Origin of the sequence: Microbispora sp. NPDC088329, from assembly GCF_040685655.1 — a bacterium.
Lineage (GTDB): Bacteria > Actinomycetota > Actinomycetes > Streptosporangiales > Streptosporangiaceae > Microbispora.
Genome location: NZ_JBFBIP010000005.1, coordinates 370,217 through 389,802, shown reverse-complemented (window position 1 = coordinate 389,802; position 19,586 = coordinate 370,217). Strand labels below are relative to the sequence as shown.

Here is a 19,586-nt window from a genome sequence, read left to right as displayed (position 1 = left end):
ATTCACTGTTCTCAGAAGTCGACATGACGTTGACGGGCAAAGCGGACACACCCGCGGGGATCCACCGCACCGGCGGCACACGCCTTAAGCTGGCTGCGTGAGCGAGCGGAGCGGTGACAGGCCGGATCCTGTGCGGCGGGTGCGCCGGCGCGACCGGCACGGCCGCGGCATGCGCGGCCCTCTCGCACCCTCGCACGTTCCCATCGCCAAGTCGCGCGGCGAGCGGTTCGACGACCTCGTGCTCGACGCGGTCGACCGGCTCAAGCCGCGGTGGGGCACCCAGCTCGCGTCGGTGGAGTTCGCGGTGGAGGAGGTGCCGCCGGCGGCCGAGCTGGTGGACGGCCCCGCCCGGCTGTCCTCCGATCCCATCCCGCTGGGACGGGCTGAGTCGGCCTCCGGGGAGGATCCGGCCACCGTCGTGCTGTACCGCCGCCCTCTGGAGGCCCGGGCCCGCGACCGGGACCAGCTCGGCACGCTGGTCCTGGACGTGGTCGTCGAACAGGTGGCCAGCCTGCTCGGCCTTACACCGGAGACGATCGACCCCGGCTACGACGACCGCCACTGAAGCTTCACGGGAGCACGACGCCCGGCGCGTCGACGGTCGGGGGCACCAGCGCCCAGGTCCTGGCCATGGCCAGCGGCTGCGTGGTGACCATCTGGCCGTCCTTGACCGACTCGTCGAGGACGCGCCCGCCGTACACCGGCCCGGAGCCCGGCATCGGCCGTACGACGACGCTGAAGCCGCCCTTGGTGCCCTTCGGGGGAGTCAGCCTGATCTCCTTGGTGCGGGCGGCGGGCACCTTCACCTCGACCGGGGCCGGCGCCTCTCCCTTCGTGGGCAGCAGCCGCACCTCCACGGTGGCCGCCCCGAACGGCGCCGACAGCACCAGCCACGAGGTCTGCTTGCCTTCCGCCCGGCCGTCGGCGACGACGCTGCCGAGGTCGACGGAGGCGGCGCCGGCCGCGAAGGCGACGTCCTGCCTCGTCCCCGTTCCGGTGATCTTCATGCCCGCCACGATCGGGATGTCGGACTCCAGCACCAGTGCGGCCGGCTGCCCGCCGATGCCCGTGGACAGGTCGAGCGAGGCCGCCGAGCCGGCCGGCACCTCGATCGTCTCCTTGTTCTTCAGGGCGTAGGAGCCGTCCTCCAGCACGGCCTTGATCCGCACGACCGTGTCCTGCTCCCCCGGCGCGGCGACGTACAGCTCCCGCTGACCGGCGGTGCCGGGGATGCCGGGGACGACGACCCGGGTGGCGGGAGCGGCGGCGACGGGCAGCCAGTCGACGCCCCTGCCCTCGCCCAGCACGGCCTTCACCGCGGCGGCCACCCGGCCGCTCCGGGTGCTCACCTGCAAAGCCATGATCAAGGGGGAGGGTGCGAGGTCGCGCAGCCTGATCACTCGATGCTGGCCGGGCTTGACGACGACGCCGTTGCCACGCTCGCTCAGCACCGGGCCCTCGCCGGAATAGACCATGAACGAGACGTTGGCCGGGGCCGAGTCGGGGTTGGCGAGGTAGAGCGTCATCTCCGCCGCGGCCGGCCCCGGCCCGACGAACCAGCTCTCGGCGCCGGGCTCGACGCACCGCACCCCGGCGAGCCCCCGCTGGGTGCCCGACGTCTCCCGGGCGGTCTGGGCGCTCTCCAGCCCCGCGGCCATCGAACCGGTCGCGTCGACCACGAGGGGGCCGCCACCCGCGGCGATCTCGCGCTGCCACAGCAGGCCCGGCCTGTCGATCACGTCGTCCTTGCCGCCGCTCTTCTCCTCCCCCGGGGCCCTGATCGCCGACAGGGTGGCGCTCCCGGGGGTCTGGGCACGCTCGGGGTCCGCCGGGGTCACCACGCTCACCCGGCTGCCGGACGGCGCCGGGCACACGGCGGTCACCGACTCGACCGGCACCTTGACGGCCTGAGGACGCGCCTGCGCGGCCGGCGCGGGACGGCTGACGAAGGCGACGCCGTATAGCGCGCCCAGCGCGACCAGCACCAGGGCGAGCAGGCCGAAGCGGTTCTCGATCAGTCTCCTCACGCGGGCACCCGATCTTTCCTGCCCTTGTCTTCCTTCGCTCGCCGGCGGCCCCGCGGCCCTTCCTCCACCGGCGCGTCGCCGTAGTCGCCCTCCGGCTCCTTCGTGCGGGCTCCGGGCGAGGCCAGGATCAGCACGAGCACGAGCAGCGCGCCCTGGGCCCACAGCCAGCCCCGGTGCAGCGCCCCGGCGGTCGCCGGCGGCGGGGGCACCGTCACCTGGCCCGCCACACGCCACAGGCCGCCCGTCTCCGAGAGGCTCAGCCGGGCCAGGGCGGGCTGGGAGTCGAGCGCCTGTTGCAGGGCCGGGTCGACGGGGCCAGGGACCGTCACGAAGCGGACCCCGTACGACGCGAGCGTCTGGACGTAGGTGTTTCCCCGGCCCGAGGCCAGCCCGGAGACCGCGGTCGCGAAACGGGGAATCGCGTCCCGGGGCGGTTCGAGGTCGGACTCGCCGATCAACGGGCCCCGGCCGCGCAGCAGCGTGTAGCCGACCCTGCCGTCCCTGGGACGCAGCAGAAGCGTGCCCTCGCCGGGCGCCGACTGGAGCGCGGCGAGCACCGGCACCGGGTCGCTCAGGTCACCGCGCAGCGGGTCGCCGGCGCCCCTGGTCACCCACAGCCCGGCGGCGGCGAGCGGGGTCGCGAAGGCGACCACGACGATCAGCATCGCTCCCAGGCGGCGCAGCCCGCGCGCGGCGCGGAACTCGGCGATGCGGTGCGCCTGGTGTCCCGCGGCCACCAACAGGCCGGTCGCCGCGAACGCCAGCGGCACCCCCGGCCAGGCCGCGCCGTCGATCCGGCTGACCACGATCGCCACCAGCAGCCCGAAGAGCATGACGCCCCAGCCGATCGCGACGACCATCTGGTGACGCCGCAGCAGCAGCGCGGCCAGCGCGACCGCGATCAGGCCCGCCGTCGCCCACATGGGCGGCACCCCGGGCCCGCCGGGGCTGAGCATGAGCAGGGAGTCGGCGCCGAGGCGGGGGTCGATCAGCCGCGCGTCATGCAGGCCGGACTCGAGCAGGATCCGTCCCGGCTCCCTGACGATCTGGGCGAGCCACGGGAACAACAGGACGACCGGGGTGCCGAGACCGATCACGAGCGACCGCCTGACGCCCCTGCGGATGCCGCCGAACGACACCGCGGCGAGCCCGCCGAGGATCGCCACCAGCACGTACACGAGCGGCACGAAGGCCGTGCCCACGGTCAGCAGCAGGCCGAAACCCCAGGCCGCCCGCCGCGATCCGGCGATCACCCGCGTGGCGAGCGCCGCGTAGACGGGCAGCAGCACGATCACGATCGCGGTGCCGAGGCGCCCGCCCGCCACCGCGCCCGTCGCGACCGGCAGCAGGGCGTAGGTCGCGCCCAGCCAGACGCGCGCCGGCGTGTAGGAGATCATCCGTTTCGTCGCCGCGTACGCCGAGATCCCCGCCAGCGGCACGCAGCCGAGCAGCACCACGGCCACGGCCAGCCACGTCTTGCCCAGCGCGACCGCCGACAGCCCGGCCAGCACGGCGACGTACGGCGGGGCCCAGGTCTGCGAGCCGAGCCCGGCGGCGTGATGGTCCTCGACGTAGAACCGCCACAGGTCGGACGCACCTCCGGTGACCGGCACCAGAGCCCCGCCGCCCAGGTGTCCGCCGGAGGACAGGAGCTGGGGCAGCAGCGCCCTTTCGGCAGCCAGCGTGATCACGATGAGGATCAGGCAGAGCACCACGCCGGGGCTGCTGAGCACGCGCTGGACGCCGCCCGAGTCGGTCAGCAGTTCGTCGCCGTCGTCCTCCTGGGCGCGATCCGCGCCCGCGTGGTGGCGGCCCGCCGAGTCCACCGGACCGGCTCCGGCGAGGAAACCCTGCACCATGTCGGCCAGCCGCCGCAGCGCGGCGCCCGGCGGAGTGAGCTTGCGCCGGATCGCCGGCCAGCCCTGCTTCCTGCCCTTCTTCCTGGCCTTGCGGGCCCGGCGCAGGCGCATCGGATGACCGATGACCGAGCCGAGCGCGGCCAGCTCGTCGAGCGCGTTGGCCGGCTGCTTGGCCAGCAGGAACAGCAGGGCCCGCAGCGTGGACCCGAAGACGTTGCGCAGCACCGACCGCACGAGCGCGCCGAACGGCAGGTTCGCCATCAGGACGAACAGACCGTTGCGCCGGTCGAGCCTGCGCGGATGCTCGTCGCTGGTGGCGATCCTGCGGCGCCGCCGCGCCGACGCCTCGGCGTGCCAGGCCACCGCGTCGCTCACGTTGAGCACGCGATGCCCGGCCGTACGGGCCCGCCAGCACAGGTCGAGGTCGTCGCGGAACAGCGGCAGCGCGGGGTCGAGGCCGGACAGCTCGTCCCAGACGTCCCTGCGGATCAGCATGCCCGCGGTGGAGACCGACAGGACGTCGGCGATCCCGTCGTGCTGGCCCTGGTCGTACTCCCTCGGCTCCAGGCCGGTGTCGCGCCGCCCCGACCTGCTGACGGTCACGCCCATCTCCAGCAGCACCCGCCGGTCGAGCCAGTCGCGCAGCTTGGGGCCGAGGATGGCGGCCTTGGGATCCTGCTCGGCGGCCCACAGCAGGGCCTGCAACGCACCGCCGTCGGGCACGCAGTCGTCGTGGAGCAGCCAGACCCATTCCTGACCGGGCGCGGGCGGCAGCCGCCTCAGCACCTCGTGGACGGCCTCGCCGAACCCGGTGGACCGAGGCAGGGTGAGCACGTTGCCCGCGCCGAACGCCTCGGTCAGCAGCTTCCCGCTGCCGTCACGGCTGCCGTTGTCGACGCCCACGACACGGTCGAGAGGCCGGGTCTGGCGCAGCACCGCCGCCAGCGTCTCCTTGAGCCAGCGGGCGCCGTCGTGGGCGACGACGATCGCGGTCACCGAGTGCACGTCGAGTCCTAGGGGGGTCGTACGGCTGAGCGCCGACAACGATACGGCAACCCGGACTCACCCGATCACATCCAGGCGAAACAGACTGTCAGCAGCACCCCAGACATGAATACGGGACCGCGCGCCAAGCGCACGGCCCCGTGCCGGGCTACGACCTAGACGGCCTGGCGCTTGATCTTGCGCCTCTCCCGCTCGGACAGGCCGCCCCAGATGCCGAAACGCTCATCATGCTGCAGCGCGTATTCGAGACACTCGGCGCGCACCTCACACGAGCGGCACACCTTCTTGGCTTCTCTGGTGGAACCGCCCTTCTCAGGAAAGAACGCTTCAGGGTCGGTCTGCGCACACAAAGCGCGCTCCTGCCACCCGAGATCTTCACCATCGAGCGCCTGTGCCATGACCAGATCGGTCATTGCACACCTCCCTGTCGCTCGCCCGCCCACATGGAGCCCCCCATAAAACGCCTGCCCTGTACCCACCCTTGGGAAGGCGTAACAACATGTCTGTAATTACACGCGCGTGGCGCGTGTGGCGTCAAGCGGCATACCGATACCCGGGGAAAGACCTGCTCGCCCCGGTTCGTACGCCCCGATCTACGGTCCTATCAGCGTTCGGAACCATACCAAGGCAGGTTGGGGTCGGTTCCGCGGCCTGCCTGATCGGGGGCGGAACCTTCCTCATACTTTGCCTGCGACCGATCCGGCGTGTAGATGGCCGTCGGGTCGAGTGGCTCCTCCCTGCGCAGCGGGTCGCTGAGCGGGTCCCCGTGGTAGGCGGAGGGGTCGAAGCGGACGGTCTGTTCTGCGGGACCGGCTGCCGGGGGCTGGAACGGCGCGGGCTCGGACTGGGGGTGGCCGAGCGGGTTGTCGTAGTACTCCGGCAGGTCCTGAGGGCCGGTGGGGTGGTCGGGCAGGGCGCCCTGCCGGTAGCTCTGCGCCTGCTGGTAGGCCTGCGCGAGCTGCTGCTCCCTCGGGTCGGCCGGGCCCTCGTACGCGGGGGGAGCGTCGAAGGCCGGGCCACCGGCCGCGTGGCCGGGCGTGTGACCGGCAGTATGACCGGCAGTATGACCGGGGGTGTGACCGGGGGTGTGACCGGGCGTGTGGTCGGCCGCATGGCGGGCGAACTCCGGACCGGAGTACCCGGAGAACGGCGACCCCTGCCCATACTGCTGGTTCTGCTCGTACTGCTGGTTCTGCTCGTACGGCCTGGCCTGGTCGTAGGAGGGCTGGCCGTAATCGGGGGCACCGGGGCCGCCCGGCGCGCCGGGGGAAGCGCTCGGAAACTGGCCGTAGCCGCCGCCGTCGGTCTGCTGGCCCGCGTAGCCGTACTGGTCGAACACCGGGCCCTGCGGCGGCGGGGAGTAATCGGCCCGCTGGGGCGCCGCCTCGGGCTGCGTGCCGTACGCGCCGGTCGGGGGCCGCTCCTGCTGGTAGCCCTGCTGACCGTAGTCGGAGTAGTGCGCGCCGGTCTGGACGTCCTGCAGTGACGGCGCGGGCTGCTGCGCCTGTCCCTGACCATGCCCCTGGGCGGGGGCGGGGATGGGGGCGGGGACGGAAGCAGCGGGCTGGCCGTACGGCGGAGGCTGCGGGGCGGTTGGTGCGGGGTTGTAGACGTCCTGTGGCCGCTCCTGGCCGAAGGCGCCCTGGCTCCGCTCCTGCGCGGCGTACTGCTGCTCCGGGGCGAACTGCTGCTCTGGGGCGTACTGTTCCTGGGCGTACTGCTGCTGGTGCTCGGCGTACCGGTGCTCGGCGGGCGGCAGCGCGGGGTGGGCCGGCGCGGGGTGGGCCGGCGCGCTCTGCCCGTACGCGGGCCCCTGCGGCTGGCCCTGGGGCTGTCCCTGGCTCTGACTCTGGCTCTGGGGCTGGGGCTGGGGCTGGGGCTGGCCCTGCGGCTGGCTGTGGTGAGGGGCGTCGTACTGACCCGGCTGAGGAACGGCCTGGGGAGCGTTGCGCGGGTCGCCCGGAGCGGGGTGGCCGAACTGCTGCTGACCTGGACCCTGCTGGCCTGGACCCTGCTGACCGGGGCCCTGCTGACCGGGGCCCTGCTGGCCGAGACCCTGCTGACCGGTGCTGGGGTTGTGCACGGGCATGCCCGCTCCCGGCGCCTCGCCGTACCCCTGCGGCACCTGCGGCGCATGGGGGGCATGCGGCGTCTGGGGTGCCTGCGGCGGCGCGGGCGCGTAGGACTGGGGCGGGTAGGCGTCCTCGCGCCTGCCGAAGTAGTCTCCCGCCGGCTCCCTGGCGGGCTGGAGCGCGGAGGCCGTGCTCAGCGCGAACAGCGCGCCGAGGACGGCGAGCGCGATCATCGGCAGTCCGGTGATCAGGAGCTCGAACCGGTCGCGGAACGTGGGCAGGTCGCCCACGAGCACGCCCAACAGGGCGATCACGCCGAAGACGACGCCGAGACCGAGCGACCCGGCCGCGCCCAGCGCCACCAGCCGGGCCCGGGGGGTGGGCGCGCCGGCCTTGGCGACGAGCAGCACGGCGCCGGCCACGAGCGCGCTCGAGACCGGGGACACGAGGGAGTGCAGGTTCGCCGCCGCGCGGAGGCCGAACGTGCTGCTCGACGAGGAGCCGATCAGCAAGTGCGCGATGCTCACGAGGACGGTGGTGATCACCACCGCGAGCATCGTCCATGCGGCCGGCTCGCGGAGCCGGCCGGTATCGACCTTGAGCACGACTACCCCCATCGGTCCAAAAGGCACTCGGGGAAGTTTCGCACATGCCTGACTTATGTGTTGGCAGACCCAAGAACCTCACAAGACGAACACACCCTACATTTGGCTGTTCATCCCGTTTTCGGGGTGGGGGGTCGGCGATGCCTCGGGCGGCCGGTGGAAGACTGACGGCATGCGCATCGTGTCCCTCGCCGGAGGAATCGGCGGCGCCCGATTCCTCCGAGGTCTCAAGGCCGCGGCCCCCGATTCCGAGATCACCGTTATCGGCAACACCGGCGACGACATCACCCTGTTCGGCCTTCGTGTCTGCCCCGACCTCGACACCGTCATGTACACACTCGGCGGCGGCATCAACGAGGAGCAGGGCTGGGGACGGGCCGGTGAAACGTTCACGGTGAAGGAGGAGCTCGCGGCGTACGGCATGGAGCCGCAGTGGTTCGGCCTCGGCGACCGGGACTTCGCCACCCACATCGTCCGCACCCAGATGCTGGCGGCCGGATATCCGCTCTCGCAGGTGACCGAGGCCCTGTGCGACCGGTGGCGGCCCGGGGTGCGGCTGCTGCCGATGTCGGACGACCGCACCGAGACCCACGTGGTGGTCTCCGACGAGGCCGGCAGGAGGGCCATCCACTTCCAGGAGTGGTGGGTGCGGCTGCGCGCCTCGGTGCCGGCCGAGCAGATCGTGCTCGTCGGCGCGGACGAGGCCCGTCCCGCGCCGGGTGTGCTCGACGCCATCGCGGCGGCCGACGTCGTGATCCTGCCGCCGTCGAACCCGGTCGTCAGCATCGGCACGATCCTCCAGATCCCGGGCATCCGGGCGGCCCTGGAGGACAAGACCGTCGTCGGCGTCTCCCCCATCATCGGCGGCGCGCCGGTGCGCGGCATGGCCGACGCCTGCCTGACCGCGATCGGCGTGGAGACGAGCGCCCAGGCGGTCCTGGAGCTGTACGGCTCCGCGCTGCTCGACGGCTGGCTCGTGGCCGAGGAGGACAAGGGCGTGACGCTCGACGGCGTCGTGGTGGAGGCCAGGCCGCTCCTGATGAGCGACCCCGAGGCGACGAGGGACATCGCCGCCGCGGCCCTCGCCCTCGCCGAATCCCTCCGCTGACCCCCTTCCCGTGATCTCGTAGACCAAGAGGACCAATGGCCCACATCACCGTAAGCGGCGTCGCCGGGATCCCCGAGGTCGCGCCCGGCGACGACATCGCCCTGCTCGTGGCACGGGCCGCGCCCGACCTGGAGGACGGCGACATCCTGGTCGTCACCTCCAAGATCGTGAGCAAGGCCGAAGGCCGCATCCGCCGGGACGGCAGCCGTACGGCCGCGATCGAGGAGGAGACCGAGCGCGTGGTCGCGCGGCGCGGCGACACGGTCATCGCGCAGACGCGGCACGGCTTCGTGATGGCCGCGGCCGGCGTCGACGCCTCCAACACCTCCCCCGGCACGGTGCTGCTGCTCCCCGAGGACCCGGACGCCTCGGCGGCGCGGATTCGCCGGGGGCTTCGCGAGCGGCTCGGCGTGCGGGTCGGGGTGATCGTCTCCGACACCTTCGGCCGGCCCTGGCGGCACGGCCTGACAGACGTCGCCATCGGCGCGGCCGGCGTACGGCCGGTGGAGGACCTGCGCGGCGGCGCCGACGGCTACGGCAACCCGCTCAACGCCACCGTCACGGCGCTGGCCGACGAGATCGCGGCGGCGGGCGATCTGGCGAAGGGCAAGCTGTCCGGCGTGCCGGTGGCCGTCGTCCGCGGGCTGGGCGACCTGGTGACGGACGAGGACGGCCCCGGCGGGCGGGCCCTCGTCCGCCCCGCCGACGAGGACATGTTCCGGCTCGGCTCGGCCGACGTGGTCTTCGCGCGCCGCACGATCCGCGAGTTCTCCGGCCGCGAGGTCGACCCCGCGGCCGTACGGCGGGCCGTGGCCGCCGCCGTCGCCGCGCCCGCCCCGCACCACACCACCCCCTGGCGGTTCGTGCTGCTGGAGACGCCGGCGGCGCGTACGGAACTGCTCGACGCCATGCGGGACGCGTGGATCGAGGACCTGCGCTCCGACGGTTTCTCCGAGGAGTCGATCGCCCGGCGGATCCGGCGCGGCGACGTGCTCAGGAACGCGCCCTACCTGGCGGTGCCCTGCCTGGTGATGGACGGCTCGCACACCTACAGGAACGACCGCAGGAACGCCGCCGAGCGCGAGATGTTCGTGGTGGCCACCGGCGCCGGCGTGCAGAACTTCCTGGTCCAGCTCGCCGTGCAGGACCTGGGCTCGGCGTGGGTGTCGTCCACGATGTTCTGCCGCGACGTGGTGCGCAAGGTGCTCGGCCTGCCGCACAACTGGGACCCCATGGGCGCCGTGGCCGTCGGTCATCCCGCCGCGCCGCCGAAGGACCGGCCGCCGCGCGACCCGGCCGACTTCTACGTCACGAGGTGACCCCCGGGCGGACGACCGACTGGCACACGCCGTCGCTGCGCCTGGCGGCCTCGGCCCGTTCCTCACTCGGCCGGCCGTACGACGTGGTGCGCTGGCGCAGCGGACGGCCGGTCGGGGCGACCATGGCCGCGATCTCGGTGATCGTCTTGTAGGAGCCGTTCTCGGATCCGGCCATCCGGCTGATCGTCTCCTCCATGAGCGTGCCGCCGAGGTCGTTCACGCCTCCGACGAGCACGTCACGGCAGAGGTCGTCGCGCAGCTTCACCCAGGAGCACTGGATGTTGCGGATCGCGCCGTGCAGCATGATCCGCGCCAGCGCGTGGACCGCGCGGTTCTCCCTGGCGGTCGGCCCCGGCCGGGAGATCCCCGCCAGGTAGATCGGCGCGCTGTGGTGGACGAACGGCAGCAGCACGAACTCGCTGAACCCGCCCGTCTCCTCCTGGATCGACCGGATCAGCCGGATGTGGCGCACCCAGTGCTCGTGGGTGTCCACGTGGCCGTACATCATGGTCGAGGTCGTCGGGATGCCGACCCGGTGCGCCGTGGTGATGACCTCGATCCACTCCCTGGCCGGGAGCTTGCCCTTGGTGAGCACCCACCGGACGTCGTCGTCGAGGATCTCGGCGGCCGTTCCGGGCAGCGAGTCGACGCCCGCCTCCCGCGCCGCGTGCAGCCACTCCTCGACCGACAGGTTCGTGCGGCTCGCGCCGTTGACGACCTCCATCGGCGAGAACGCGTGCACGTGGATCTCGGGGCAGCGCTCCTTGACGGCCCGTGCGATGTCGAAGTAGGCCGTGCCTGGCAGGTCGGGGTGGATGCCGCCCTGCATGCACACCTCGGTCGCCCCGGCCTCCCACGCCTCCTGCGCCCGGTCGGCCACCTCGCTCAGCGACAGGGTGTAGGCGTCGGCGTCGGTGCGCCGCTGGGCGAACGCGCAGAACCGGCAGCCGGTGTAGCAGACGTTGGTGAAGTTGATGTTGCGGTTGACGACGTAGGTGACGTCGTCGCCCACCGCCTCGCGGCGCAGCCCGTCGGCGATCCGGCACAGCTCGTCGAGGCCGGCGTCGTCGGCGCCCGCCCCCGACTGGTCCCCGGCGAGGTCGAGCAGTGTCAGCGCCTGCTCGTCGGTCAGCCGCGCGGGGTCCTTCTCGGCCTGCCGCAGCGCCTCCCGCACGTCAGCCCCGACCGTGCGGCTCCGGGCGCCCGGCAGGCGCTCGCGCAGGGCGTCCCAGTCGCCGTACACGCTGTCGAAGTCGGCGCGGCGGTCGCTCGTACGGCCCTCGGCGTCGACGGCCGTGTGCAGATCGGCCCGTCCGCCGGTGACGAGGCCGCCGAGGCCGCCGTCGGGCTCCTGCCAGGGACGGCCGAGGAGAACCGCGTCCTCCCGGGCGAGCCCGGTGGCGGGGTCGGCCAGCGCCGCCACGTGCTCGCGCAGCCGGGGGTCGAGCCACGGCTCCCCCGCGAGGACGTACTCGGGATAGATCGTGAGGCGCTCGCGCAGCGTGAACCCGGCGGCGGCGGTCCGCGCGGCGAGGTCGTCGATCTGCGGCCACGGCCGCTCCGGGTTGACGTGGTCGGGCGTGAGCGGGGAGACCCCGCCCCAGTCGTCGATGCCCGCCCGCAGCATCAGCGCGTACTCCTCGCCGATCAAGTTGGGCGGCGCCTGCACGCGGACCTTCGGCCCGAGCACCAGCCGTGTCACCGCGATCGTCGCGGCCAGCTCGTGCAGGTCGGCGTCGGGCATGCCGCGCATGGCCGTGTCGGGCTTGGCGCGGAAGTTCTGGACGATGACCTCCTGGACGCCGCCGTACTCCCTGGCCACCCGGCGAATCGCGAAGATCGACTCGGCCCGCTCCTCGATCGTCTCGCCGATGCCGATCAGCAGGCCCGTCGTGAACGGCACGCTGGAGCGGCCGGCGTCCTCCAGCACGCGCAGCCGTACGTCGGGGTCCTTGTCGGGAGAGCCGTAGTGGGCCTCGCCCTTCTCGGTGAACAGCCGCCGTGAGGTGGTCTCCAGCATCATGCCCATCGAAGGCGCGACCGGCTTGAGCCGCTGCAGGTCCTTCCAGGTCAGCACGCCGGGATTGAGGTGCGGCAGCAGTCCTGTCTCCTCCAGCACCCGGATCGCCATCGCCCGGACGTACGACAACGTGTCGTCGTACCCGTGGGCGTCCAGCCACTCGCGCGCCTGGTGCCACCGGTCCTCAGGCCGGTCGCCGAGCGTGAAAAGCGCCTCCTTGCAGCCCATCGCCGCGCCCTGGCGGGCGATCTCCAGCACCTCGTCCGGGGACAGGAAGGCGCTCGGCAGCTTGTGCGGGGCGGTGGCGAACGTGCAGTAGCCGCACCTGTCCCGGCACAACCGGGTCAGCGGGATGAACACCTTGCGGCTGTAGGTGACGACGCCTGGCCGTCCGGCGGCCTCCAGGCCCGCGTCTCTGACCCGCGATGCGTGCGCGAGCAGGGCGTCGAGGTCGTCGCCGCGGGCGCGCAGCAGGATCGCCGCCTCGGCGAGGTCGAGGGCCTTGCCGTCCCTTGCCCGCGCGAGTGCCCGGCGGGTGCCGCTGTCGGAGCTGACGTTCGGGGGTCGCTTCGCCGTCATACGCCGCACCCTACGGGGCGTGGGTCCGTCCGCCGTACCCAGCCCCCGGCGGTCCGAACGGAAGAAGTCATGGCGTACGCCCATCGGGGCCTTTGCGGCCGGAGGGTATGAGCGGTGAGCGAGATCGACGAATGGGCGAGGAATTTATGGCCGCTATTAGGGCAAATAGTGCGTTTTGTCTAGCCTCGGGAATCGCGGCGGTCCTCATCGGAGTGCCGGCGCCGGCGGCGGCCGGCGTGCTCGCGGCGCCGCACGCGGGGCACGGCGGCGGATCGGGCAAGGGTCACGCCAAGCAGGTCACGGACGGCCGCAACACGGCCAACGCCCCCACGATCACCAGCGCCGTCCACCAGGTGTCCACGGGCAGGCGCAACGTGAACGCCGCAGCGGGCAACAACGGTGTCGCGGTCACCGGCCTCCAGCAGGAGGCGAGCGTCAGCTTCTTCACCGACACCCTCAGCGGCAACTGCAAGAAGGGGGTCGCGGACTGCGAGATCAACCAGAAGCTGCGTCCGCACGAGGCCGGTCACCCCCGGCACGGCGGACGCGGTCAGAAGGCCCGGTAGTCGCGCGCCGCCATGCGCGGGCCGCGTGCCGGCGGCCTGAGGCCGCTGAGCTCGATCAGCCTGACCACGCGGTGGCGGTGCCCCCGGAACGGCTCGAGCAGTTCGAGCATGCCGTCGTCGTCGGTCTTCCGCCCGGTCAGCGCGTAGCCGACGATGCCCGGCAGGTGGAAGTCGCCCACGCTCGGGGCGTCCGGGTCGCCGTGGGCCCGCTGGCGCACCTCGGCGGAGGTCCACACGCCGATCCCCGGCAGCGCCCGCAGCAGGCGATCCGCCTCCGCCGACGCCTCCGTGATGGTGGTGGCGGTGCGCTCCAGCTTCTCGGCGTGCCGGGCCGCGTTGACGATCGTCCTGGCCCGTACGGCCTCCGCGCCCGCCCGATGCCAGTCCCACGACGGGATCGCCCGCCACACCTCCGGCGGCGGGACCACGTACATGCCCTCGGGGGCCGGGCCGGGGGCCGGCTCGCCGTACCGGCGCAGCAGGAACCGCCAGGCCCGCCACGCCTCCCTGCCGACCACCTTCTGTTCGAGCACGGCGGGCGCGAGCGCCTCGAACACCCGCAGGGAGCGCCCGATCCGCAGCCCGGCGGCCCTCCCGGCCAGGCCCGCGACGAACGCGGCGACGCCGGCGTGCCGGTCGTCGCCCGAGCCGGCGAGCCGCGCGAGCATCGCGGCGAAGCCGGCCACGTCGTCGTCGGCGCCCAGCAGCGACGGGAGCGTCTCCAGCAGCCAGCCGGCTCCCGGCCCCCACGCCTGCCCGAGGACCTCGTCGCCGCTCACCGTCACGCGCAGCGTGCCGGGCCCTTCGGGGGTGCGCGAGGTGCGCCAGATCGCCCCGTCAGGCGTACGCCTCCAGGCCGGGTCGCCTCCTCCGCGCCGATGTGGGGACAGCGTCAGCACGACGTCGAGCGGCCCGGACGGCCGCCACCGCCGCTCGCTTCGCCGTTCGGTGGAAGCCGCACGGACCATGTCAGACGTCACTGGCCGTTTCAGACGTCGCTTGAGAAGCGGACCGCGCACTCGGGCAGATTTACCCCGGGCCAGACGCGCATACCGGAGATGAGCTCGTTGCCCGGGCCGATCAGCGCGCCGTCGCCGACGACGACCTCGCGCAGCACGGCGCCGGAGGCGACGCGGGCGCCGACGCCGACGACCGAGTCCACGATGGTCGCGCCGGACGCGACGTGGCAGTCCTCGTACAGCACGCTGCCGCGCACGCTCGCGCCGGCCTCGACCGTGGCCCTGGCGCAGACGACGGTGCCGCCGGTGACCTTGGCCTCGGGCGACACGACCGCCCCGTCCAGCAGGAGGCGCTCGCCCGCAGGGCCGGGCAGCGCGGGCGAGCCGAGCCTGCCCAGCACCAGGTCGGCCGAGCCCCGCACGAACGCCGCCGGCGTGCCCACGTCCAGCCAGTACGAGCTGTCGGCGAAGCCGAGCACCAGCTCACCGGCCGCGATCAGCCCGGGGAAGGTCTCACGCTCCACCGAGACCACCTGGCCCTCGGGGATCGTGTCGATGACCGAACGCTGGAACACGTAGCACCCGGCGTTGATCCGGTTGGTCACGGGATTGGGCGTCTTCTCCAGGAAGGCGCTGACCCTGCCGTCGCCGTCGGTCGGCACGCAGCCGAACCTCGACGGGTCGTCCACCTCGGTGAGGTGCAGGGTCACCGCGGCGCCCCGCGCGACGTGCAACTCCACCTGGGCGGCGATGTCGTGACCCGACAGGATGTCGCCGTTCAGCACGAGCACCGGCGCCCCGGGCGGGCAGGTCAGGGCCCGCGCGGCGTTGCGAATCGCGCCACCGGTCCCGAGGGGGGTCTCCTCGGTCATGTAGACGATCTCCAGGCCGAAGCCCGACCCGTCGCCGAACGCCTCACTGAACATCGACGCCCGATAGGACGTCGCGAAGACCACCCGGCGCACCCCGTACGCCCGTGCCTTGGCCAGCTGGTGCGCGAGGAAGGGCACCCCCGCCGTCGGAAGCAGCGGCTTGGGCGTGCTGAGCGTCAGCGGTCGCAGACGTGTGCCCTGGCCGCCCACGAGAAGGATCGCCTCGAGACCATCCGGCGACCGCACAGAACTCTCCCTCACAGCCGCGAGGGTAGCCTAGCCGCGCCCTCCGCATGGCTCGCCGCCGCCGACCGTTGCGCGGACGTTTCCCGACGGGCGCGCAACCTCCGTTCACGAACTTCGAACCGGCGATATGCGGGACCATTTCAGGGACTGGAGAGAAATAGCCCTTTTACGGCGGTTTGCCATTGCGCGGTGCGTTGATCGTTTAGATTGGGGACCGCGTGTCAGACAGTGTCTCGTGGTGTGCCTTAGGAGGATCCGATGAGTGAGGACGCTTCGATTGAGCAGAGATCGGCGCGTATCAACACCTCCGTTCCGCATTCGGCCCGCGTTTGGGACTACTGGCTGGGCGGCAAGGACAACTTCGCCCCCGACCGCGCGGTAGGGGACGAGATCGTGAAGGTCATGCCGGACCTGCCGGTCAACGCGCGGGCCGAACGGGAGTTCATCGGCCGCGTCGTGCGCCATCTGGCCGGCGAGGCCGGGATCGACCAGTTCCTGGACGTGGGCACCGGCATCCCCACGGCGGACAACACCCATGAGGTGGCGCAACGCGTCAACCCCAGGGCACGCATCGTCTATGTGGACAACGACCCCATCGTGCTGGTTCACGCTCACGCGCTGCTGCGCAGCACGCCCGAGGGGGCCACCGCCTACCTCGACGCCGACCTGCGCGAACCCGCGCCCATCCTGCGGGAGGCCGCGCGGACGCTGGATTTCTCCCGCCCGATCGCGTTGATGCTCATGGGCGTGCTGGAGTTCGTACCCGACGCCGTTCAGGCGCACAGGGCGGTGAGCACGTTGCTGGGGGCGCTGCCCCCGGGCAGCTACCTCGCGATCGCGCACAGCGTCCGCAGCCCCTCGATGGACGAGGCCGCCGCCAGATGGAACGCCAGCAACGCCAGCCCCCTCACTCTGCGCACGCCGAAGGAACTGGAGGAGTTCTTCGACGGGCTGGAGTTTCTGCCGCCGGGTTTGGTGTCACTGCCGAAGTGGCGGCCCGAAGCCACCACGAGCTTCCGTCACCGCGAGGTGTACCAGTACGGCGGCGTGGGCCGCAAAGCGTAGGCCGCCCGCGAAGCACACCACCGGCAGGAATGGCGTACGCCTCCTCAGTTCGTGCCCGACGAATCCTGGCCCTAGCCTTCGACGGCGCGCTGATAGGCGAGGAGGTGGGCCTCGGCCGAGTGCCGCCAGGTGAACTCGCGTGACCGGGTGACCCCCGCCTGTGCCAGCGACTCGCGCCGCTCCGGCGACTGCAGCAGGGCGCGCAGCGCCCGCGCGATGCTGTCGGCGTCGGGCTCGGTGTAGGCCACCGCGTCGCCGCCCACCTCGGGCAGGGAGGCGCGGTGGGTGGTCAGCACGGGCGCCCCGCAGGCCATCGCCTCCAGCACCGGCAGCCCGAACCCCTCACATCGCGACGGGGAGGCGACCACGAGCGCCCCGCCGAGGAAGCCCGGCAGGTCGGCGAAGGGCAGGAAACCGGGGCGCACGACCTTCACCCGGGGCGGCAGCGCGGCGACGGCGGCGTCGACCTCCTCGTCCCACGCCGGGCCGCCCGCCAGCACCAACGCGGGCGGCACGGACAGGTCGGCGACCGCGCGCCCGAACCCGGTCACCAGGTTCGGCACGTTCTTGCGCGGCTCCAGCGCCCCGAGATAGGCGACGTACGGCCGCCCGTGCAGGCCCATGCGCCCGGCCACCCGGCGCACGTCCTCGGGCGTGGGCGGGTGGAACAACGTGGGGTCCACCCCGTGATAGGCGACGTCGATCCGGGTGGGATCGGCGGCCAGCACCCGGACGAGCTCGTCCATGGTGGCCTTCGAGGGCACGATCACCCGGTTCGCGTGGCGTACGGCGGTGCGGGTGGCCGACCGGAAGAACGAGGCCCTGACGGGGTCGTGCTGGTCGGGGTCGGTGAACGAGGTCACGTCGTGGACGGTGGCCACCGTGGGCAGGCCCGAGCCCAGCGGGATCGAATAGTAGGGGGCGTGGATCACCTGGGCGCCGGCGTGCCGGGCCAGGACCGGCAGGCCGGTCTGCTCCCAGGCCAGCCGCTTGTTGCGGTTGGTGATCGCGGGCGGTCCGGAGAGGATCCGCGCCGAGGGGGCCAGCGCCGCGTACCGCTCGGCGTCCGCGCGCTGGCAGACCACCGCGATGTCCGCGCCCGCCTCGTGCAGGGCCGCGACCAGTCCATCGACATACCTGATCAGGGCGCCGCGATCGGCGGGGACCGCGGCGGCGTCGACGAGCACCCGGGGTGTCAAGTGAATCGCTCCCCTCACTGGGCCCGCGCCGAGCCGGGAGGATCACTCCCCGCCCGCGCGGTCCCGCTGGTTCCGGCGGTGTTTCCGGCAGGGGCCAGGGGCCCACGCCATGAACTGACGCCTTCCCCCGCATCCCTCCCTGTCACTCTATTTCCGGCGTCCCCCGAAACGTGAGCGATATCACATGAGGGTCGTCCCCGGATGCGCCACCCGCGCCGATTCCACGGGTTCAGGCCGGGACTACGGGTTCCTTCCGCGTACGGACCGAGCGCCGGGAGGCCAGCCCGGCGGCGCCGGCGCACACGAGGTCGCCGACGGACACGATGAGCCGGGAGCACAGCACCGCGGCGGTGGCCTTGGGCCCGTCGAGCACCGGGGCGAGCGCGGCCACCATCGCGACCTCCCGCACGCCCACGCCGGCCGGGGCGATCACGACCACGAACCCCAGGCACCAGGCGAGCGCGAACGCGCCGAAGCTGAGGATCACGGCCGAGGGCCCGCTCGCCCCGAGGCCGTGCACGATCAGCGCCAGGTGCACGCCGTAGGCCGCCCAGCCCGCCAGGGCCCAGCCGCACGCGACGAGCACGCCGCGCCGGGTGAGCGGTCGTTCGAGCGGCGGGCGGCGCAGCTTGCGCAGCCCGAACGCGATGACGCCGTTGACCACCTTCGGATGCAGGGCGGCGACGACCACGGGCACGAGCAGCAGCAGCCAGGCATATCGGGCGACCGACTGCCCGGCGAGCACCGGCAGCGTCACGACGGCCACCAGCAGGCCGGTGCCGAGGTAGATCGGATACGTCAGGAAGAAGGCGGCCGCGCTGCGCGGCCGGGGGATGCCGTGGTCGCGGCCCATCTCCATCTGCGCGAGCATCGGCCACACCGACCCGGGGATGTACTTGCCGAGCTGACCCACGAAGAAGATCTTGGACGCGTCGGTGAACGCCAGCGGGGAACCCAGGTCGGTCAGCAGCGCCCGCCACATGAGCATCCCCGACAGCAGCGCGCCGAGCACCGCCACCAGCGAGCCGGCGAGCTCCGCCCACGACAGCCGGGCGAACCCGTCCGCCACGTCGGTCCACTTGCCCGCCACCGCCCAGACGCCGAATCCCAGCGCCACGAGCAGGAACAGCGCGCGCAGGAGTTTGCGGCGGCTCATCGGGACGTACGGACCGGCTCGGGCGGCTGCGGGAGCGGCGCGCCGAGGGGACGGCGGGGCGTCTTGGTCGCCACCCACAGGTAGGTGGGGACGACCGGCAGCAGCGCCCGCAGGGCCGGGCGCGGGGTCCGCTCCAGCGTGGCCTTGGCGGCGCGGCCGGCCGCGCCGGGGAACAGCTCGCCCCCGGCGAACCGCTCGGGCGCGGCCAGCACCGGGAACGTGTAGTCCCACACGTGGAAGTCCGCCAGCATCCGCCGCAGCCCCGGACGGGTGCGGAAGCGCTCGTAGTAATGGTCGGCGCGGCCGAACGCCCGCACGTACCGGTCGGCCGCGGCGGGCGGCAGATAGGACAGGAAAGGCAGCTTGTAGTGCGGCTCCATGACGCCGAGCCGGTTGCCCAGGCCCAGGTAGAGCACGCCGTCGTCGGACAGCACCCGGTGCATGTCGGCGATCACGGCGTCGGGGTCCACCACGTGCTCGTAGATGTGGTTGAAGACCAGCACGTCGATCGAGCCGTCCGGGAACGGCAGGCGGGAGCCGTCGGCGCAGACGAAGCCCACCCGTCCGCCGAAGCGGTCGGACGCCCTGCGCAGGCCGGGGACGTCGATGTCGAGCCCGAGCGTGTGCCGCGCGCCCGCGGCGGCGAGCTCGTCGGCGATGAACCCGGCCGAGCACCCCACGTCGCCGACGGTCAGCCCCGACAGCACCTCGCCCGGCTTGGCCGCGTCCCTGCCCAGGAAGTGCGCGAGCACAGCGATGATCTTCGCGGCCTTGCGCCGGCGCTTGTCCTCGTCGAGCATCGCGGCCTGGAGCTCGGAGTATTCCAGCTGGGCCGCGCGTTCCCCGCTCACCCTCGTCTCCCGCTCGCTCTCGTCGTCACGCTGCACAACAGTACCCGTGCCCGCCCCGCCCACGTCTCGTGATCACGG

15 protein-coding genes are annotated in these 19,586 nt (G+C 72.8%); 5 read left to right on the top strand and 10 right to left on the bottom strand.

Annotated elements, in window-relative coordinates; all coding sequences use genetic code 11:
• Positions 1-97 precede the first annotated feature (97 nt).
• Positions 98-565: a metallopeptidase family protein gene (locus tag AB0O28_RS13845; RefSeq protein WP_363639804.1), complete on the top strand. Its 468-nt coding sequence runs from the start codon at positions 98-100 to the stop codon at positions 563-565.
• Between the two features lie 4 nt (positions 566-569).
• On the opposite strand, the gene AB0O28_RS13840 is transcribed toward AB0O28_RS13845, so the two are convergent.
• The 4 genes from AB0O28_RS13840 to AB0O28_RS13825 all read right to left on the bottom strand — a co-directional run bounded on the left by AB0O28_RS13840 (position 570) and on the right by AB0O28_RS13825 (position 7,568).
• On the bottom strand, positions 570-2,027 hold the full coding sequence (locus AB0O28_RS13840; RefSeq protein WP_363639802.1) for a DUF5719 family protein: 1,458 nt from the start codon (positions 2,025-2,027) through the stop codon (positions 570-572).
• Positions 2,024-4,891, bottom strand: a complete 2,868-nt coding sequence (locus AB0O28_RS13835) for a glycosyltransferase family 2 protein (RefSeq protein WP_363639800.1) — start codon at positions 4,889-4,891, stop codon at positions 2,024-2,026. Before AB0O28_RS13835 ends, AB0O28_RS13840 begins: the two co-directional genes overlap by 4 nt.
• Before the next feature lie 155 nt (positions 4,892-5,046).
• Positions 5,047-5,304, bottom strand: coding sequence for a WhiB family transcriptional regulator (locus tag AB0O28_RS13830; protein ID WP_079313297.1), 258 nt, complete (start codon positions 5,302-5,304; stop codon positions 5,047-5,049).
• 191 nt (positions 5,305-5,495) lie between these two features.
• The gene (locus AB0O28_RS13825; RefSeq protein ID WP_363639797.1) at positions 5,496-7,568 is read right to left on the bottom strand and encodes a hypothetical protein; all 2,073 of its coding nucleotides are present in this window, start codon (positions 7,566-7,568) and stop codon (positions 5,496-5,498) included.
• 172 nt (positions 7,569-7,740) lie between these two features.
• Between AB0O28_RS13825 and cofD the strand changes: the two genes are divergently transcribed.
• Together cofD and AB0O28_RS13815 are read left to right on the top strand one after the other, a co-directional pair.
• On the top strand, positions 7,741-8,676 hold the full coding sequence (gene cofD, locus AB0O28_RS13820) for a 2-phospho-L-lactate transferase (RefSeq protein WP_363639795.1): 936 nt from the start codon (positions 7,741-7,743) through the stop codon (positions 8,674-8,676).
• Positions 8,677-8,711: 35 nt separating this feature from the next.
• Positions 8,712-9,995, top strand: coding sequence for a coenzyme F420-0:L-glutamate ligase (locus AB0O28_RS13815; RefSeq protein WP_363639793.1), 1,284 nt, complete (start codon positions 8,712-8,714; stop codon positions 9,993-9,995).
• Here the strand turns inward: AB0O28_RS13815 and AB0O28_RS13810 are convergent.
• Positions 9,985-12,594: a bifunctional FO biosynthesis protein CofGH gene (locus tag AB0O28_RS13810; RefSeq protein ID WP_363639791.1), complete on the bottom strand. Its 2,610-nt coding sequence runs from the start codon at positions 12,592-12,594 to the stop codon at positions 9,985-9,987. The two genes, AB0O28_RS13815 and AB0O28_RS13810, sit on opposite strands and share 11 nt — an antisense overlap.
• A 212-nt stretch (positions 12,595-12,806) precedes the next feature.
• On the opposite strand from AB0O28_RS13810, the gene AB0O28_RS13805 reads away from it, so the two are divergent.
• Positions 12,807-13,160 carry a hypothetical protein gene (locus tag AB0O28_RS13805; protein WP_363639789.1) on the top strand — a complete coding sequence of 118 codons (354 nt, stop codon included), beginning with the start codon at positions 12,807-12,809 and terminating at the stop codon, positions 13,158-13,160.
• Here the strand turns inward: AB0O28_RS13805 and AB0O28_RS13800 are convergent.
• A complete protein-coding gene (locus AB0O28_RS13800) occupies positions 13,145-14,128 on the bottom strand; it encodes a DNA-3-methyladenine glycosylase 2 family protein (RefSeq protein WP_363639787.1) in 984 nt (327 codons plus the stop codon). The two genes, AB0O28_RS13805 and AB0O28_RS13800, sit on opposite strands and share 16 nt — an antisense overlap.
• Before the next feature lie 20 nt (positions 14,129-14,148).
• Positions 14,149-15,252, bottom strand: coding sequence for an NDP-sugar synthase (locus AB0O28_RS13795; protein WP_363639785.1), 1,104 nt, complete (start codon positions 15,250-15,252; stop codon positions 14,149-14,151).
• Between the two features lie 243 nt (positions 15,253-15,495).
• Here AB0O28_RS13795 and AB0O28_RS13790 point away from each other — a divergent pair, with 243 nt between their 5' ends.
• Complete coding sequence (locus AB0O28_RS13790; protein ID WP_363639783.1) at positions 15,496-16,302, top strand: SAM-dependent methyltransferase; 807 nt, start codon at positions 15,496-15,498, stop codon at positions 16,300-16,302.
• A 71-nt stretch (positions 16,303-16,373) separates the two neighbouring features.
• On the opposite strand, the gene AB0O28_RS13785 is transcribed toward AB0O28_RS13790, so the two are convergent.
• The 3 genes from AB0O28_RS13785 to AB0O28_RS13775 form a co-directional block, all read right to left on the bottom strand.
• Positions 16,374-17,501, bottom strand: coding sequence for a glycosyltransferase family 1 protein (locus AB0O28_RS13785; protein WP_363639781.1), 1,128 nt, complete (start codon positions 17,499-17,501; stop codon positions 16,374-16,376).
• A 229-nt stretch (positions 17,502-17,730) separates the two neighbouring features.
• Positions 17,731-18,657 carry a lysylphosphatidylglycerol synthase transmembrane domain-containing protein gene (locus AB0O28_RS13780; RefSeq protein WP_363639779.1) on the bottom strand — a complete coding sequence of 309 codons (927 nt, stop codon included), beginning with the start codon at positions 18,655-18,657 and terminating at the stop codon, positions 17,731-17,733.
• Positions 18,654-19,544, bottom strand: coding sequence for a class I SAM-dependent methyltransferase (locus AB0O28_RS13775; RefSeq protein WP_363639777.1), 891 nt, complete (start codon positions 19,542-19,544; stop codon positions 18,654-18,656). Before AB0O28_RS13775 ends, AB0O28_RS13780 begins: the two co-directional genes overlap by 4 nt.
• Positions 19,545-19,586 lie beyond the last annotated feature (42 nt).

Bases quoted from the DNA above. Each gene is read 5' to 3' on its own strand.
- AB0O28_RS13780 (WP_363639779.1), bottom strand. From the start codon at position 18,657: ATGAGCCGCCGCAAACTCCTGCGCGCGCTGTTCCTGCTCGTGGCGCTG.
- AB0O28_RS13830 (WP_079313297.1), bottom strand. From the start codon at position 5,304: ATGACCGATCTGGTCATGGCACAGGCGCTCGATGGTGAAGATCTCGGG.
- AB0O28_RS13810 (WP_363639791.1), bottom strand. From the start codon at position 12,594: ATGACGGCGAAGCGACCCCCGAACGTCAGCTCCGACAGCGGCACCCGC.
- AB0O28_RS13800 (WP_363639787.1), bottom strand. From the start codon at position 14,128: ATGGTCCGTGCGGCTTCCACCGAACGGCGAAGCGAGCGGCGGTGGCGG.
- AB0O28_RS13790 (WP_363639783.1), top strand. From the start codon at position 15,496: ATGAGTGAGGACGCTTCGATTGAGCAGAGATCGGCGCGTATCAACACC.
- AB0O28_RS13815 (WP_363639793.1), top strand. From the start codon at position 8,712: ATGGCCCACATCACCGTAAGCGGCGTCGCCGGGATCCCCGAGGTCGCG.
- cofD (WP_363639795.1), top strand. From the start codon at position 7,741: ATGCGCATCGTGTCCCTCGCCGGAGGAATCGGCGGCGCCCGATTCCTC.